The organism is Chryseobacterium mulctrae (genome assembly GCF_006175945.1).
Classification (GTDB): Bacteria; Bacteroidota; Bacteroidia; order Flavobacteriales; family Weeksellaceae; genus Chryseobacterium; species Chryseobacterium mulctrae.
Genome location: NZ_VAJL01000001.1, coordinates 952,572 through 969,797 on the forward strand (window position 1 = coordinate 952,572; position 17,226 = coordinate 969,797).

Below are 17,226 nucleotides of genomic sequence, written 5' to 3' on the forward strand. Positions count from 1 at the left end.
GCATTTAGGATAAATTAATTTTTATTTTGTTTAAACTTCTTTTAAATATAAAGAAATTAAGATATTGTATCATTGTAAAAGAAGTGATTTTAGAGGTAATTCTGGTTGCCAACCCTTCAAAAGTTTTTGCTAAATTGATGTGTAGTAAAAATTGTCCGCTCAGTTGTGATATAGCTGTTTCAATCCGTTTTCTAATTTTAGATTTTACTTTCGAAAACGATACAAATTCATGTTGATTTTTTCTCATTGGAACAGAAAGTTTAATGTTTGAGTAATTGAACAGATCAACCCTTAATTTTTCGCTAATATATCCTCTGTCGCCTATCAGTAAACAGTTTTTGAAGTTTTCTTTTATATCCTTCAGATAATTTATGTCATGAACGTTTGCCGGAGAAAAATCGAAGGAATGAAAAACACCGTTTTTGTCGCAGACAGCATGTAATTTATAGCCGAAATATCGTGTTTTTTGTGCAGCACAATATCCAAATTCCGGACGAATATTTTCTGTGGAACAAATTCCACTGCGATTTGCCCTACTTATTTTACATATCTCCAATGGTGTTGAATCAACAATAAAAACGTTTGTAAAATCAGAAAACTTTGCACTCAAAACTCTGCGTATTTCTTCTAAGTAGAAAAACAATTTTCGCTTTCTTCTGTTATAAACGCTTCTTTCTATTTTTTGTTCTAATTCTGTTTTTGAAATGTATCTAAACAGTTGTAATTCAGAGTTTATCGACATATATTCTGCTGTAATATTTAAAGCTACAAGTTCTAAATCAGAAAGTTTTGGAACTCTGATCTGAGGTTTAGTCTTAATATGACTGCAAGTATTTATCAATTCTTCTAAAATAATTTTGTAGTTTTGAATAAGATTGTTCATGTATTTAAATGATTGGTAGTCAAATAAATATACGGTTTTTGAACCAAATGAACAATCTTTTATTGTTTAATTCCTAAATGCACAACAGGTTAAAATTAAATAGATTATCGCCGCCGTTCACTGTAGGATTTTCTCTGAAATGGAATCTTCCGTTGACCTCACTTCCGTACACAGATCTTGCTTTTGTGTACATGAAATCTACCCCAAAAGTATATTTGATCTTATCGGTATTGTAATACAAGTTATCTACGATCTGGATCACATTATTTTTGAAGCTTTCCTGCGCAAAACGGTGACCTCCAATCTGGATATTTGTTGCCTTGTTTCCGTCAATATTAGTGATTATATTTTCTACAATCGCTCTCGGAACAGCATGTCCCAACTGGTCACTTTGATAACTGTCCTGAAAGGTATATAAATGCTGAACTTTCAATTCGTTCGTTATATTAGGCTTTAAATTAGATCTTAAAGTTAACAACAAACTGTTATCCATGTTTTTATCGGTTCCGTAAGACTCGAATGCATTAATAGCTGTATTGTCTCCTAATCCGTTTTTATTGAGATCGTAAGTAAAATTGTTTCTTAATGTCAATAAGTTTTTATCATTAATCTGCCAGTCTAAACGTAAAAATGCGGCATCAGAATTCCTTACTTTATCGAAACTTCCAAATTGTGGAGAATTTCCAACGCCATATTTTGCTCTTGCAATATCAAGGAATTTATTAAGTGTCGCTGTTGTAGTATTTAATCTCAACTCATCTTCACGCGATTTGATATCTGCAATCTGCAACGGTCTAGAATCTAACTGATGATCCCAAGCTGCGAAAAAATGTAGCTTATTTTTAATAATCGGTCCACCCAATGAAAACCCGAACTGAGAAGTAGAAAAATCAACATCTCTCTTGTTTCCACGAATATCATACGGACTCGAAAGCCAGTTGGTTCTCAAATATTCCCAAGCACTTCCTGAAAATTTATTGGTTCCTGATTTTGTAACCGCACTTACCGTTCCACCTCCACTTCTACCCAAGGTAACATCATACTGATTGGTTGTAATTTTAAATTCTCTTACCGCTTCAATCGATATAGAAAAAGGCGCACCACTTCGGCTTGTTGTAGATCCTGCAGAGGTTGGGTTTTTCGCCGTCATCCCGTCAATGGTAAAATTGGTAGAAGAACCTAGCTGACCAGATAAGTTTCCGTTTTTACCGCTTAAAGGAGACAAATCTGTAAGACTAGTAAAATTTCGTCCGTTTACGGGTAAAATTCCTATATTCTTCGCTGAAATGGCAGTTGCTGCTCCTAAGTTTCCTATTTTATTTTTAAGATTTCCATTGATCACTACTTCTTCAATCGTTTTTTCGCCTTCATCTAAATCAAGATTCACAGTCACCTGATCTCCAAAATTCACATTGTAGCCTTCCTTCTTTTCCTCATTTACGATTACCGTATAAGGTCCTCCTAAAGGTATTTCTTTAAAAATATACTCCCCTTTAGAATTAGTTTCTGTTACTGTACGAAAACCGGTAGACTCATTCACGATAGTAACTTTCACCTTTTCCTGAACTTTCTTGCCCGTAATTTTCCCCACAATAGAAGCTTGTGTTGTTTGTGCATAGGCAATAGTTCCTACTCCCAAAAACAGAAGTCCCAATAAAATCTTTGCTTTTTTCATATAATAAATTAATTGGGCACAAAGGTATAGTGACTTTGTAAGCCATCTGTTTAAGGGTGTTTTAACATTTTTTTAATTAAATTGAAATATTATGTTAAATAAGTGTAAACGATAACATTATTCTCAAGGCTATCAATTCGTTAGATAAGATTACAAAGTTTTAATTTTCTCAGAATAATTAATAGTGGTATTTTTTTAAACTATTATTTACATTATTTTTGTTGAAAAGATAGAAAACGCATGTCCGAAAACATTCAGCATAAAATAGAGCAACTCCGTAAAGAACTTCATCAGCATAATGAAAATTATTATCTGTTGGATGAACCCAGTATTTCAGATTTTGAGTTTGATTTATTATTAAAAGAGCTTCAGGATCTGGAAGCGCAATATCCGGAATTCCATGACGATAATTCGCCAACTATTCGTGTTGGAGGCGGTGTCACAAAAATATTCCCAACCATTCAGCATCAGTTTAGAATGTATTCTTTGGATAATTCTTACGACTTTGATGATTTGGAAGACTGGGAAAAACGAATCATTAAAACAATTGACGAACCTGTAGAATTTGTTGCCGAGCTCAAATATGATGGTGCCTCAATTTCTATTCTTTACGAAAATGGAAAATTATCACAAGCGGTAACTCGTGGTGACGGTTTTCAGGGAGATGAAATCACAGCCAATGTGCGTACAATTTCAGATATTCCGTTGAAACTGAACGGAGACTTTCCTGAAAGATTTTTTATGCGTGGCGAAATTTATTTAACCCGAAAAAACTTCGACAAAATAAACAAACTGCGTGAAGAAGAAGGTTTAGATCCGTTTATGAACCCAAGAAACACAGCCAGTGGAAGTTTAAAAATGCAGGATAGTGGTGAAGTTAGAAAACGCAGGCTTTCATCGGTACTTTATCAGTTTGTTTCAGATGAAATTCCTGTTGAAACGCATTGGGAATTGCTTCATCAGGCACAAAATTGGGGATTTAAAATATCAGATCAGGCGAAACTCTGCAAAAATTTAGATGAAATTAAAGAGTTTATTAATTTCTGGGACACAGAAAGACATAATCTTCCTTTTGAAATTGACGGAATTGTACTGAAAGTAAACTCAATAAAACAACAAAGACAGCTTGGTTACACCGCAAAATCTCCACGTTGGGCAATGGCTTATAAATTTAAAGCTGAAAAAGTGGAAACCGAATTACAAAGTGTTTCTTATCAAGTCGGAAGAACCGGAGCAATTACTCCTGTTGCCAACTTAAAACCTGTTTTATTAGCCGGAACTATTGTAAAAAGAGCTTCACTGCATAATGAAGACATCATCAAAAAATTGGATCTTCACGAAAAAGATTTTGTTTTTGTAGAAAAAGGCGGTGAGATTATTCCTAAAATTGTTGGTGTAAATACAGAAAAAAGAACATCTGAAAGCAAAGAAATTGAATATATCAAAAATTGCCCGGAATGTGGAACTGAGCTTGTAAAAGTAGAAGATCAGGCCATTCATTTTTGTCCGAACGATTTACATTGTCCACCGCAGGTTATAGGAAGAATGATCCATTATGTTTCTAGAAAGGCTTTGAATATTGATAATTTGGGAAGTGAAACGATCGAACAGCTTTATAAAGAAAGATTGGTTGAAAATCCGGCTGACTTTTATGCTTTAACAAAAGAGCAACTTCTTCCATTGGAAAGAATGGCTGAAAAATCGGCACAAAATATCATCACCGGAATTGAAAAATCAAAAGAAATTCCTTTTGAAAAAGTTTTATATGGAATCGGAATTAAACATGTAGGAGAAACCGTTGCTAAAAAATTAGTCAAAAACTTCAACACGATTGACGATTTAAAAAATGCAACTGCCGAAGAATTATGTCAGGTAGAAGATATCGGGATGAAAATCGCTGTAAGTATTGTTGATTTCTTTAATAATTCTGAAAACATTTTAATGCTTGAAAGATTAAAATCTTACGGCGTACAGTTGGAAAAAGGAGAAAATACGAATGAAGTTTTATCGAATGCTTTGGAAGGAAAAACTTTCTTATTTACCGGAAAACTCTCACTTTTCACCAGAGAATTAGCCGAAGAAATGGTAGAAAAGCACAACGGAAAAAACATCTCTGCCGTTTCTAAAAACCTGAATTATCTTGTTGTTGGTGAAAAAGCAGGAAGCAAACTGAAGAAAGCACAAGACATCGGAACGATCACAATTCTTGATGAACAACAGTTTTTGGATCTGATTAATAATTAAAATAATCATTTAAAAAATTAATTAAAGACTGTCTTTTTAGGCAGTCTTTTCGTTTGATATTTTATCGTAATTTTATTTCATTAAACTATAAAAAATGGATTTCCTAAAAGACCACTCCATTCAAAACGAATTGCTTTTGATATTTATTTCGGTATTCCTCGGTCTTTGCATTGGTGCAGAAAGAGAATACAGAAACAAATCTGCAGGATTAAGAACATTTATTCTTGTCTGTTTCGGAGCCTGCCTTTTTACCATTCTTTCTATAAAAATAGGAGTTAATGATCCCGATCGTATTGCCGCCAATATTATTACAGGAATCGGTTTTTTGGGAGCGGGAGTTATATTTAAAGGCGACAATAAAATCGACGGAATTACTACTGCTACAACAATTTGGGCTACTGCATCCATCGGAATGGCAGTTGGTGCAGGATATGTTTATTTATCACTTTTAGGAACTGTTCTGGTTTTGTTAATTTTGAGTTCACTCACTTATTTTCAAACATATATTGATCATAAACACAAAATCCGGGAGTATAAAATTGCAGTCTCCAACAGAGAAAATCTTGATTATTGTGAAGAATTATTTAAAACGAATCATTTAAAATTCGTTGTCGTAAAACAGCAGTTTTCAAAAGGATCATCCAATACAACCTGGCTTCTTACAGGAAAAAATAATCATCATGAAAACTTGATTCAGCAGATGATGAATGATGAGAAAATCGATTCTTTTCAGTTTTAAAAACCAATCGTAAAACATAAAATTTCAATTAAAAAATCAAATTTTATTGAATAATTCACACCCTAAAAATTTAAACAAACAAAGAGATCTTCTGCCTGATTTTTTCATGTAAATTCTAATCCTGATTTATATTTTTAATTCAATTTATTTTTACAGCGTTTTTCAAAATTCAAAGCTACAAAGTCTAATTATTTAACTTCGATAAAAATAAGGTTTAACGAAAATTAAATATTACTTTTACAATACGAAAAACTAATATCCATAAGGATTTCATGGAAAAACTGCTGAATATTTACAATAGTATAGAAGGCCTTTCTCACGAAGAAGCTTTGTATCACATCAACAAATTTGAGAAGATTGTTTTACCAAAAAAAACAATGATTTTAAGAGAAGGAACTGTAGAAGATTATCTGTATTTTATCGATAAGGGAATTATCCGTTTTTTTGTGAATAAAGTACATCCTACCGAGCCTTCAAAAGAAATTACATTTTCTTTGATTTCAGAAAATATGTTCTGTAGCGCTTACGATTCTTTTATTACTAGAAATCCTTGTGCTTATAACGTAGAAACGGTACAGGAAACCGTGATGTACAGAATTCATTTTGATGATCTTCAGGAGCTTTACGAAAGAAGTAAAGTCGGAAATTATTTGGGAAGAATTTCTGCCGAAAATCTATATGTACGAAAAACTCAGCGTGAAATTTCATTACTCATGCACAGTGCAGAAGAACGTTACAATAATTTGGTAAAGGCATATCCGCATTTTATAAGAGAAATTCCTTTGAAACATATTGCATCTTACATCGGAATAACTCCACAAGCTTTAAGTCGCATCAGAAAACAACTTTTATGAACCTATGTTCATTTTTTATTCAATATTTTTTGATTTATTTTGCAAACGAAAGCAAAACACAAACGATGTTTTTTTTTGTTTTCAAAACTCGAAAAACATGAAGACTATATATATTGAAAAGTTTTTTCCGAATATGATTCGAAAAAATATTTAACAAAAAAAAATAATCCGAAAGACCCTTCCTAAATTTTATTTTTAGGAAGGGTTTTTCTTTTCTTAAAAAAATTAAAATGCGTATTTTAGACAAAATTTTTAAATAATGATAAAACGTAATATTCTTATTGCTTCTGCGTTCTTCAGTTTCTCTTGGGGAATTGCTCAGCAATACGGCGGAATGTGGATTCCTACGGAACTCAATGAAAAGGAAATGAAAGATCTTGGGATGAAAATTTCTGCAAAAGATATTTTTAATACACAAAAACCAAGTATCAAAGATGCAGTAGTACAGTTCAATGGTGGTTGTACAGCCGAAATCATTTCACCAAAAGGATTATTACTTACCAATCATCACTGTGGTTACGGGCAAATTCAGGCTCATTCTACTGTTCAAAACGACCTTCTTTCTAACGGTTTTTGGGCAAAAAACATGAGCACAGAACTTCCAAATCCGGGAGTGACAGTTGATTTTATTGTTGATATAAAAGATGTTTCTGGTCAGATTTTAGAAGACACCGATAATCTTCAGGAGCCGGAACTCGCAAAACAAATCGCTAAAAATATTGAGATTTACAAAAATTCTCAGAAAATAGAGAACTATCAGTCTATTTCTGTGAAACCGATGTATTACGGCAATAAATTTTACGCTTATGTGATCGAAACTTACAAAGATGTACGTTTGGTTGGTGCACCTCCTCAAAGTATCGGAAAATTCGGAAGCGATACAGACAACTGGGTTTGGCCGAGACATACGGGAGATTTCTCGATGTTCAGAATTTATGCTGATAAAAACAATAAGCCTGCAGAATATTCTAAAGACAACGTTCCTTACGTTCCGAAACATTATTTACCTGTTTCTATAAAAGATAAAGCAGAGAATGATTTCACATTTGTATTCGGATTTCCGGGAAGAACTACAGAATATCTTCCTGCGATTGCAGTAGAAAAAATCATGAAAGAGATTGATCCTGCAAGAATTGCCGTGCGTGACGTTGCTCTGAAAACTTTAGACGAAAAAATGCGTACTGATGATGCGACAAGAATTAAATACGCTTCTAAATTTGCCTCTGTAGCCAATTACTGGAAAAAATGGATCGGTGAAGTGGAAGGTTTGAAAAAATCTAATGCGGTACAGAAAAAAGTAATGTACGAAGGTTCTTTGGTTGCTAAAAATCATGAAGTAAAAGCGACTTTAGACCAATTGAATAAATTGTATAACGATCAGGCTCCTTATGCTTTAAACAATGCTTACTACAGTGAAGTTGTAAGAAATGCAGAAACGTTTGCGTTGGCAAATATGTATTCAAATTATATCACTTCTGTGGAAGCGGGAAGAATGGATGAAAAAGGAACAGCTGCTTTTAAAAACAAACTGACTTCTTTCTACAAAGATTACAGCGCTGAACTAGATTCTAAAGTTACCGCTAAACTTTTGGCATTATACGCTAACAAGACCGATGCACAGTTTTTACCGGCTGGTTTTGATAAATATAAAAATGAGTCGCAGAACATCACCAATTTTGAAGAATTATCAAAAAATTCTATCATCACAGGAAGAAGCCAGGTGAATGGTGCCGCTCTTAACGGAGATATTGAAAAAGCATTTTCAAACCAGGATAAATTGATCAAAACGATTAAAAAAGATGGCGTTTATCAGTTGTTTATGAGTATTAAAGATACTTATATGAAAACTGCCGATCCACAATTCACAAATTTACAGACTAAGATTGATGCGTTACAGAAAAAGTATATGGCGCAGCAAATGGCTACAGATAAAGACAGAAAATTCTTCCCAGATGCCAATTCAACGCTTCGTGTAACTTACGGAAAAGTAAAAGGATCTACTCCAAAAGATGCGGTAACTTACGATTACCAAACACATTTGGCAGGAGTTATGGAAAAATACATTCCTGGAGATTATGAATTTGATGTTCCTCAAAAACTGATCGATCTTTACAATAAAAAAGATTACGGAAATTACAAAGATAAAAGTGGTGATGTTCCTGTAGGATTTACTGCAACCAACCATACAACAGGTGGAAATTCAGGAAGTCCTGCTTTGGATGCACACGGAAATCTTGTTGGGTTGAATTTCGACAGACAGTGGGAAGGAACAATGAGTGACATCAATTACGATCCTCGTTTCAGCAGAAATATCATGGTTGACACGAAATATATTCTTTTCATCATCGATAAATTTGCCGATTCAAAATGGCTGATCGATGAGATGAAAGTTGTAAAATAAGACTTATTTTATCTAGATCTAAAAGATAAGATTCAACATAAAACCCTTGAAATTGCTTCAAGGGTTTTTCGTTTTTATATTAAGTCTCTTTAAACTAATTTTAGATTTAACCGCAAAAGATACAAAAGATAATTATAAAGTTATTATTAGATAATCAAAGTTCTCAAAAGAATAAAAAATCAAAGATTTTTAAAGGTTTTGTGTGCTTTTTTCAACTTTAAATAGAAAGATATAAATCTTTTGCCACTTTTGCGGTTAAATAAAAATTAAAACAATTTTACATTACAAAACTCCTGCTCTTACACGGCTTAAAGTTTCGGGTGACATCAACAGATAAGATGCAATGTGTGCAACAGAAGCACGTCTGGAAACAGAAGGAAGCTCTCTGCAAAATCGATCATATCGTTCTCTTGAATTTTCAAAACGCCAGGAATCTGCTTTTTGTTGAGAGACAATAAGCATATATTCTATTGCGGCTCTGTATAGCTGATTCATTTCAGGAAATTCATCGCAAAGTTTTTTCCATTTATCGTAATCCAAAAGAAATAATGTAGACGGCTCCAAAGCTTCGATCAACAAACGAGTAGGTTGTTGCAAAAATACACTTTCGAGGCAGGTTGCAATATTGCCTTCACAGGAAAAATGTTCCGTAATATCTCGTCCGTCTTTATAATAAAACTGACGAACCAACCCTTTTTCTACAATATAGAGATAACGGCTGATTGTACCTTCTTCTAAAATTATTTCGTCCTTTTGATACTGCTTTGGTATCAATATCGATTCAAACTTCAACATTAATTCCTCAGAAAGTTGCACGTTATATTTTTCGAGCAGGTTTTTAATCACATTCATTATAAAAAAATCAGGGTTTAAAATTATTAATTTTAATTGAATCAACACGAAAATGACGTTCGTCATTTTGCTTTCGTTAATCTGTCACTAGCTTTGCAGCATAATTTTAAAAACAAACATGGCTCAACAGAAATTACCGCGAATACGTCTCAGTATTTTTTATTTTTATTTTATCATGGGATTGATATTTGCCAGTTGGGCAAGCAGAATTCCGGATATCAAATCTTCTCTTCATTTAAACGACGGTCAATTGGGTCAGGTATTATTTGCGATGCCTTTAGGACAACTTATGATGATGGTAGTTTCCGGTTATTTAGTCAACAAATTCGGAAGCAGAATTATTCTGATAACTGCAATGACTTTATATGCAATTGCACTTACATTTATTCCTCAAGCAAATAGTTTTGCTCAATTGTTTTTAATATTATTTTTCTTCGGTATTACTTCGAATATGGCAAATATTGCTGTAAATACACAAGCTGTCAGTCTAGAAGCGCTGTACAAGCGAAACATCATGTCTTCTTTTCATGGATTATGGAGTCTTGGTGGATTAACAGGCGGAATATTGGGCGCTGTTTTTGCAGAAACAAAATTCTCTATTTTCACTCATTTAGTTATTATTTTGATCCTCGGAGTTATTGGAATCATTATATTCAGTCGTGGTTTATTAGGTCAGGATATTAAAGAAAATTCAGATGCTAAAACGTCTAAAAAAGCATTCAAACTAGATTCAGGAATTATTATTTTAGGATTGATAGGATTTGGAAGTATGTTCTGCGAAGGAACAATGTTCGATTGGAGCAGTGTTTATTTTTCCACAATTATAAAACCTGATGAAACTTTCGTACGAATGGGATACATCGCAAGTATGGGTGCAATGACATTTGGACGTTTTGTTGCCGATCGATTTGTAAACCGTTATCAGGCTTCCGTTGTCTTAAGATTTTGCGGAATATTAATCACATCAGGATTATTATTAGCTACAGTTGCACCAGGATTAATTCTCTCAACTTTCGGTTTTCTGTTGATAGGATTAGGTGTTTCATCCATCGTTCCTATTTGTTACAGTGCAGCAGGAAGATTAAAGACAATGTCTGCAAGTATTACTATTACAGCAGTTTCTTCCATCAGTTTCCTTGGTTTCATGATCGGGCCACCGTTAATTGGTTTGCTTTCGGAGATAACAGATCTTAGAATTGCATTATTAGCTGCATCCTCTTTCGGGATCTTAATTATTATACTTTCTTATCAATATAAATCAATTAAATTTTAAAATATAAACGTATGAAAATTGACCATTTAGCTATTTGGGTAGACGATCTGGAGAAAATGCGTGAGTTCTATTTAAACTATTTTAATGTAACGTCAAATGAAAAATATACTAATTCCAAGAAAGGTTTTACATCTTACTTTTTAGATTTTGGCAAAGATAAAACACAGATTGAATTAATGAATAGACAAGATATCGTTCAAGAGCCTGATAAAAGAGGATTTATGAAAGGAATTGCTCATTTCGCTATTTCTGTCGGGAGTAAAGAAGCCGTAAATGATTTAACAGAAAGATTGCGTGCAGATAACTATACCATCGAAAGCGAACCTCGAACTACAGGTGATGGTTATTACGAAAGTGTTGTTTTGGATCCCGAAGGAAATTACGTAGAAATTTCTATGTAATCTGAAAACTTTTCACAACAAAAAACAGGCTGTTTCAATCAATGAAACAGCCTGTTTTAATTTTATATTTTTAGAATATTTTTAATATCCAAAAATTTCTTTTAAACCTACTTCCTCAAAAGTTCCCATTTGCTCTACCGCTTCCAAATTCAGGTTTTCTTTTTTCCCGATAATCGCTGTGTTAAACTGGATTGATTTTATTTCAGTCTGATAAAACTGTTTAATTTCTTCAAAATTTAAGTTTTCGATTTGATTGTAAATATCTTTTCTGAAATCATAGTTAATCCCCAGTTTTTTCAACCTCAACGTATTAAAGAATATATTCGTTCTTGTAATTCTGGTTGATGCAATCTGTTTTAAAGCAGAATTTTTAGCATTCTCAAACTGAACCGGAACTTCGGGCAATTTATCCATCAAATCCATCATTGTAACAACAGCAATCTGTAATTTATCAGGTTGAGTTCCGATGTAGGTTGTAATATAATCAGGATGATTCAGCTCCGAATTTGGCGAATAAGAAACATAAGCAGAATAAGCCAAACTCTTGCTTTCACGAATTTCCTGGAATACAATTGATGATAAACCACGACCGAAATATTCATTGAAAACATTAATCTTTCCAAAGTTTTCAGGATTTACATTGTTGCTTTTCCCAATCTTACTCATTTCCATCTGAACCATATCGTAATTGGTGAAATACACCTTTCCTGAAGTTTCCTGTTCTGGATATTTTCTTGGTTCGGAAACCGTAAAATCTTCAGTCGAAATATAATTTGGAATATAATTTTTAAAGCCTTCAAAATCTTTTCCATAAAAGAAAATCTGGTACGGGAAACCAAACAGATTTTTCATGCGTTCGGTAAACGCTTCCACTTTTGCATTTTCAAGCTCGTCTTTTGAAATGACATCTAAAAATCTTGAATTTTCTCCAAGTTTTGTATAAGTTGTCAACGCCGTCATGATGCGGTTCTTATCTTTTTTTATTGCTTCACGGTTCTCAAGAATGGTTTCTACAAACTGATTGTAAATTTCCTGATCAGGTTTTGCATTATACATCCAGTGCTGCAATAATGAAATTCCTTTTTCAATATTAGATTCTAATCCGCTTAAAGAAATGGTAAGCTGATCTGAATGTGTTTTAAAATCATTGCTGATTCCAATTTTGAAAAATTCTTTTTTTAAATCTTCTGGTGAAAATTTTTCTGTTCCCAAATACTGTAAAACCTGCGTAGAAATAGCCAGATCTCTGTAATGATCACTTCCGAAAGGAAAAATAAAATGCACCTGAGCAATTTCGTTGTATTTGTTTTTAACGAAACTTATTTTTTTACCCTGAATTGAATCGGTTTTAATTTCTTCCTGATAATTAATAAATTCAGGCTGAATATCTTCCGTTTTATCGGCTAAAATTTCCTTCAAAAACTCTGATTGTGCTTCACGATTAATTTTAATCGGTGTAATTTCCGGATTATCAACTCTTAAAAGCTGGTCATTAACTCCTTTTTCTTTATTGATAACCACATAATTATCTTTGAAAAATGCATTCGAAAAATCGATAATATCCTGTTTTGTAAAAGAAGCATATTCATCCATTTCACTTAATTCTTCTTCCCAGGTTCTGCCTTTAATGTACGTGTCATAAAGGTTTGTAGCAAGACCTTCTGCAGTTTCAAGACCTTTTAATCTTTGCAGTTTAAAATCATTGATGATGGCAGGAAGCATCCAATCGGGAAAATCTCCTTTTTTAAATAACTCGATCTGCTCCAACATCATTTCTTTAGCTTCAGATAACGTCTGATTTTCTTTTGGAACGGCAACCAAAGAAAAATATCCGTACTGTTTTAAACCTAAAGAATACGCTTGAGCCCAAAGCATTTTTTGAGTCTGATTGATATTCAGATCCAATAATCCTGCTTCTCCCCTGTTGCTCAAAATATTAGCTGTAATATCGGCAAGCATCGCTTCTTTGGTTCCGTAACTGTCGGTTCTCCAGGCTAACTGAAGCCTTGGTGTTGTCGGGCTTTTTACCGTTCTTTCAACAATTTCAGTCAGTGGTTTTTCTATAATTAAATCTTTCTTTGGCAATTCTTTATATGGAATTTGACCAAAATATTCATCAACTAATACAACTGTTTTCTCAAAATCTAAATCTCCAACCAAGACAATTGCGTAATTATTAGGAACATAATATTCATCAAAATATTTGTGAATCGCCTTCATAGAAGGATTTTTCAGATGTTCCGGGTTTCCTAAAGTCGTTTGTTGTCCGTTTGGATGAGTAGGGAAAAGCGCATCCATCAATTCGTAATTCACCAATCGGGAATCATTATCTTGTGCGCGGTTAAATTCTTCATAAACAGATTCCAGTTCTGTGTGGAAAAGTCTTAAAACAATTTCCGAAAAACGTTCTTTTTCCACTTTAAGCCATTTTTCAAGCTCATTGTTGGGGATATTATTTTTGTAAACTGTTTCGTCAAACCAGGTATGTGCATTGGTTCCGCTTGCTCCTAAAGAAGAAATTGCCTTATCGTATTCATTGGCGATCGCATATTGACTTGCTTCCTGAGAAATTTCGTCAATCTTTTTATAAATTTCTTTTTTCAGCTCGGGATTTTGTTCAGCTTTATGCTCCTCATATAAATCTGATATTTTTTCAATCAAAACTTTTTCCTGTTCCCAATTATGAGTTCCGATTTTTGATGTTCCTTTAAACATCATATGCTCTAAATAATGCGCCAAACCAGTATTATCAGAAGGATCGTTGTTGCTTCCCGTTCTCACCGGAATAAAGGTCTGAATTCTCGGTGCGTCAAAATTTTGGGCAAGAAAAACTTTTAAACCATTTTTGAGGGTATAAATTCTTACTTTATTTTCGTCGTTGGCAATGGTAATATAATCGTAGTTATTTTTGTCGGTATGATGAGTTTCTGCGTACTTTTTGTCAGTCATATTTTCATTTTACAAGCTCTAAAATTTTAGAACATCTTACAAATTTACGCAATCAAAAAATAAGAGCTACCACAATTGATTATATTAAATCTATGATTATGATTTGTATAAACTTTAAAAATCTAATCTGCTGAGAAATCATTCAATTTAACAACTATAATTTCAATTTAAAAATTATTATTTTTTAATTCTTAACATAGGTATACAAACCAATATTTAAACATAAAAAACAAATTTAAATCCTATTATGGGGAAAATTATTATCTTAGAAACTTAATTGTAAATTGATATGAAAAGTTGCTTATTTCTACTTGTATTATTTTTCAGTCTGAGTACTGCACAAACCAACCGCTTTTTCTACGAGGTAAAATTCAAAGAAGATTCTACTCAAACTGAACATCAGAAAGTTTTTATGGTTTTGGATATTAATCTTAATGAAACAAAATATTATGACAATACTTTCTTGGAAAAAGATTCCATCAATAAAGCAAATCATTCCCAACTTACCAATTGGACAAGCCAAATTCCTGTAACGAGAAAAAAAAATTCAAATAAAAATATCAATTATACTTTTATAGACGATCAGCTTTATTCTTATCCTACCGAAGATTTGATACAATGGAAATTGTCTGATAAAACTAAAAAATATTTGCACTTTAATCTTCAGCAAGCAACTACAAATTTTGGTGGCAGAAAATGGACGGCTTGGTTTACAAAAGAGATTCCGCTTTCAGAAGGTCCTTATAAATTCACAGGATTACCGGGGCTTATTGTTTTGTTAGAAGATGATCACAACCAATATAGTTTTAGTCTTGTTAAAAGTAAAAAATTAGAAAAGACATACGATACATCAAACTTTCTGGAAGTTCGTTATGGAAATAAACCGCTTCCGATAAGCGAGAAAATATATCTGAAAAAATCTCTTGAATATTATAACGATCCTTTGCAAGAAATAAGAGCAGAAATGAAAAATGGAACAATAAAAAGCTATGAAGACGGAGGAAAACAGTATAGTAAACCTGAAGAATTAGTACCTTTAATTCGAGAAGAGCAGGAATATATCCGCCAAAATAATAATCCTATTGAGCTTAATAAAGCTATAAAATATCCTGTGAAATAATGCCTGAATTTCTTTTACTTTATTTTCTCCCATTAGCAGCAATCTCTATAATTGTATCTACCGTTTTTTTTACCATTAAAAAATATGATATTATTAAAAAGTATAAGCAACCTAATTCCAAACAATTAAAAATATAAAAGGTCTTATTATTGATAGCAATGGTCTTTTAAGACAGAAAATCTAATGGTGCAGTTTCGAAATTTTGATTAATGAAAATTCTATTTTTATTTTTCCAAGAAGCTTATACTTTATTCCTATCCGAAAGATTAATCTTATTTTTTCAAATTCGGATCGAAAATTTACAATGTCTCCACAAATTCTTAGAGAAATAATAATCAATAAATACAGTATAGATTTTATATACTACCCACCTTTTTTGCTTTCCGGTAAACGTATAATCAGACTACAAAATCTGAATTCAGAAGAAATAAAAATTTTCAACGAATTAAAAACTCAAAAAAACTATTAGATTTACATCAATCTAAATGCAAATAAAATGTCTACAACCTTCTTCCCAACACCACAAGATTTCAGAGACTGGCTCGATAAAAACCATAAAATCGAACAAGAATTATTGGTAGGTTTTTATAAAGTCGGAACCAAAAAGCCTTCAATAACTTGGTCTGAATCTGTAGATCAGGCTTTGTGTTTTGGCTGGATTGATGGCATAAGAAGATCGATCGATGAAGAAAGCTACAGCATCCGGTTTACACCAAGAAAACCGACGAGTATTTGGAGCGTTGTGAATATTAAAAAAATAGAAGAACTTACCAAAGCAGGATTGATGAAGGAAGCTGGTTTGGAAGCATTCAAGCTTAGAAAAGAAGAAAAATCAGGGATTTATTCTCACGAAAAAGAACCTGCAAAACTTACATCAGAATACGAAAATCAGTTTAAAGCCAATAAAAAAGCGTGGGATTTTTTTGAAAAACAGGCTCCTTCTTACAAAAAAGTGATGATTCATTGGATCATGAGCGCCAAACAAGAGAAAACACAGATTTCACGATTAGAAAAAACTATTTCAGAAACTGAAAATGGAAAAAGAATTTCTTAGAATCATACATTCAAATTCAGCTAAAATTTTATTATTTTTGAGATCCAAGCCAAAATAATATGAAGAAAATTGTTGCATTTTCACTTTTAATCTATTGTATTTCGTGCAGTCCCGGTCCGGAAAAAAATAAAGATAAAAAGACGGTACGAAAAAAAGAAATTCAACAAATTGCCGTAGAAAAAGATTCTTTACAACGAGACACCATCGAATTTGTTTCCTATAATGACGATTTTGATTATTCGCAGCTCAACGGTAAAAAAGGAAAGGAAGAAATCAGTTATATCAATGATCAAAATAACGACCGCAGTTTTCTGAGAGGTGACTTAATTGCTATTGAATATAAAAACGATTCGATCTACATTGCCGGAGACGGAGGAACTCCTCAAAATGCTGAATGGATTGTTTCAGCAAAAAAAATCAAAGACGGAAAAGTTTCAAAATTCAGAAAAGAATATAATCAGCCGATTAAGTATCATTACTCAAAAGAAGATGAAATTTCCAGTACTTATCTAGATCATTTATATAAGCTTGCAGAATATTACATCGCCAATTCAAAGAAAGATCTGATAAAAATTTCTCTCAAAAATAAAGAGCAACTCGGATATTCTGTTGAAAAGCAAAAGAAGAATGAGAAAGATTATTATGTCTTGGGAATTTATGTAGAATTTGAGCATAAAGTAAGTCCTTTTCAATGGCTTTATATTGATCCTGAAACCGACACAATCTATGAATACGATCTGCCCAATGACAAACTTATTAAGTTCCCGTAGTTTTAAACCTA

The 17,226-nt window shown here is 32.7% G+C and carries 12 protein-coding genes and 1 pseudogene; 9 read left to right on the plus strand and 4 right to left on the minus strand.

What is annotated here, in order from left to right:
* Nucleotides 1-4: 4 nt before the first annotated feature.
* Nucleotides 5-883, minus strand: a complete 879-nt coding sequence (locus FDY99_RS04140; protein WP_063969482.1) for an IS982 family transposase — start codon at nucleotides 881-883, stop codon at nucleotides 5-7.
* Nucleotides 884-1,001: 118 nt separating this feature from the next.
* Nucleotides 1,002-2,558, minus strand: a pseudogene (locus tag FDY99_RS04145) (TonB-dependent receptor); the annotation flags it as partial.
* 240 nt (nucleotides 2,559-2,798) lie between these two features.
* On the opposite strand from FDY99_RS04145, the gene ligA reads away from it, so the two are divergent.
* The 4 genes from ligA to FDY99_RS04165 all read left to right on the plus strand — a co-directional run bounded on the left by ligA (nucleotide 2,799) and on the right by FDY99_RS04165 (nucleotide 8,796).
* Entirely contained in the window at nucleotides 2,799-4,802 is a 2,004-nt protein-coding gene (ligA, locus tag FDY99_RS04150; RefSeq protein WP_139419401.1) for an NAD-dependent DNA ligase LigA, read from the plus strand.
* 94 nt (nucleotides 4,803-4,896) lie between these two features.
* On the plus strand, nucleotides 4,897-5,541 hold the full coding sequence (locus tag FDY99_RS04155; RefSeq protein WP_139419403.1) for an MgtC/SapB family protein: 645 nt from the start codon (nucleotides 4,897-4,899) through the stop codon (nucleotides 5,539-5,541).
* A gap of 272 nt (nucleotides 5,542-5,813) precedes the next feature.
* Nucleotides 5,814-6,395 (plus strand): Crp/Fnr family transcriptional regulator, encoded by a 582-nt coding sequence (locus FDY99_RS04160; RefSeq protein WP_139419405.1) that lies wholly within the window; start codon nucleotides 5,814-5,816, stop codon nucleotides 6,393-6,395.
* A 259-nt stretch (nucleotides 6,396-6,654) separates the two neighbouring features.
* Nucleotides 6,655-8,796, plus strand: a complete 2,142-nt coding sequence (locus FDY99_RS04165) for a S46 family peptidase (RefSeq protein WP_139419407.1) — start codon at nucleotides 6,655-6,657, stop codon at nucleotides 8,794-8,796.
* Between the two features lie 282 nt (nucleotides 8,797-9,078).
* On the opposite strand, the gene FDY99_RS04170 is transcribed toward FDY99_RS04165, so the two are convergent.
* Nucleotides 9,079-9,648: a Crp/Fnr family transcriptional regulator gene (locus FDY99_RS04170; protein WP_139419409.1), complete on the minus strand. Its 570-nt coding sequence runs from the start codon at nucleotides 9,646-9,648 to the stop codon at nucleotides 9,079-9,081.
* Between the two features lie 175 nt (nucleotides 9,649-9,823).
* Between FDY99_RS04170 and FDY99_RS04175 the strand changes: the two genes are divergently transcribed.
* Together FDY99_RS04175 and FDY99_RS04180 are read left to right on the plus strand one after the other, a co-directional pair.
* Entirely contained in the window at nucleotides 9,824-10,921 is a 1,098-nt protein-coding gene (locus FDY99_RS04175; RefSeq protein WP_162304139.1) for an MFS transporter, read from the plus strand.
* 11 nt (nucleotides 10,922-10,932) lie between these two features.
* Nucleotides 10,933-11,322, plus strand: a complete 390-nt coding sequence (locus tag FDY99_RS04180; protein ID WP_139419414.1) for a VOC family protein — start codon at nucleotides 10,933-10,935, stop codon at nucleotides 11,320-11,322.
* A gap of 81 nt (nucleotides 11,323-11,403) precedes the next feature.
* Here the strand turns inward: FDY99_RS04180 and FDY99_RS04185 are convergent, their stop codons facing one another.
* The gene (locus tag FDY99_RS04185) at nucleotides 11,404-14,271 is read right to left on the minus strand and encodes a M16 family metallopeptidase (RefSeq protein WP_139419416.1); all 2,868 of its coding nucleotides are present in this window, start codon (nucleotides 14,269-14,271) and stop codon (nucleotides 11,404-11,406) included.
* 289 nt (nucleotides 14,272-14,560) lie between these two features.
* Here FDY99_RS04185 and FDY99_RS04190 point away from each other — a divergent pair, with 289 nt between their 5' ends.
* From FDY99_RS04190 to FDY99_RS04200, 3 genes are all read left to right on the plus strand, one after another.
* The gene (locus FDY99_RS04190) at nucleotides 14,561-15,391 is read left to right on the plus strand and encodes a GLPGLI family protein (RefSeq protein ID WP_139419417.1); all 831 of its coding nucleotides are present in this window, start codon (nucleotides 14,561-14,563) and stop codon (nucleotides 15,389-15,391) included.
* A gap of 496 nt (nucleotides 15,392-15,887) precedes the next feature.
* A complete protein-coding gene (locus tag FDY99_RS04195) occupies nucleotides 15,888-16,445 on the plus strand; it encodes a YdeI/OmpD-associated family protein (RefSeq protein ID WP_139419419.1) in 558 nt (185 codons plus the stop codon).
* Nucleotides 16,446-16,504: 59 nt separating this feature from the next.
* On the plus strand, nucleotides 16,505-17,215 hold the full coding sequence (locus tag FDY99_RS04200) for a hypothetical protein (RefSeq protein ID WP_139419421.1): 711 nt from the start codon (nucleotides 16,505-16,507) through the stop codon (nucleotides 17,213-17,215).
* Nucleotides 17,216-17,226 lie beyond the last annotated feature (11 nt).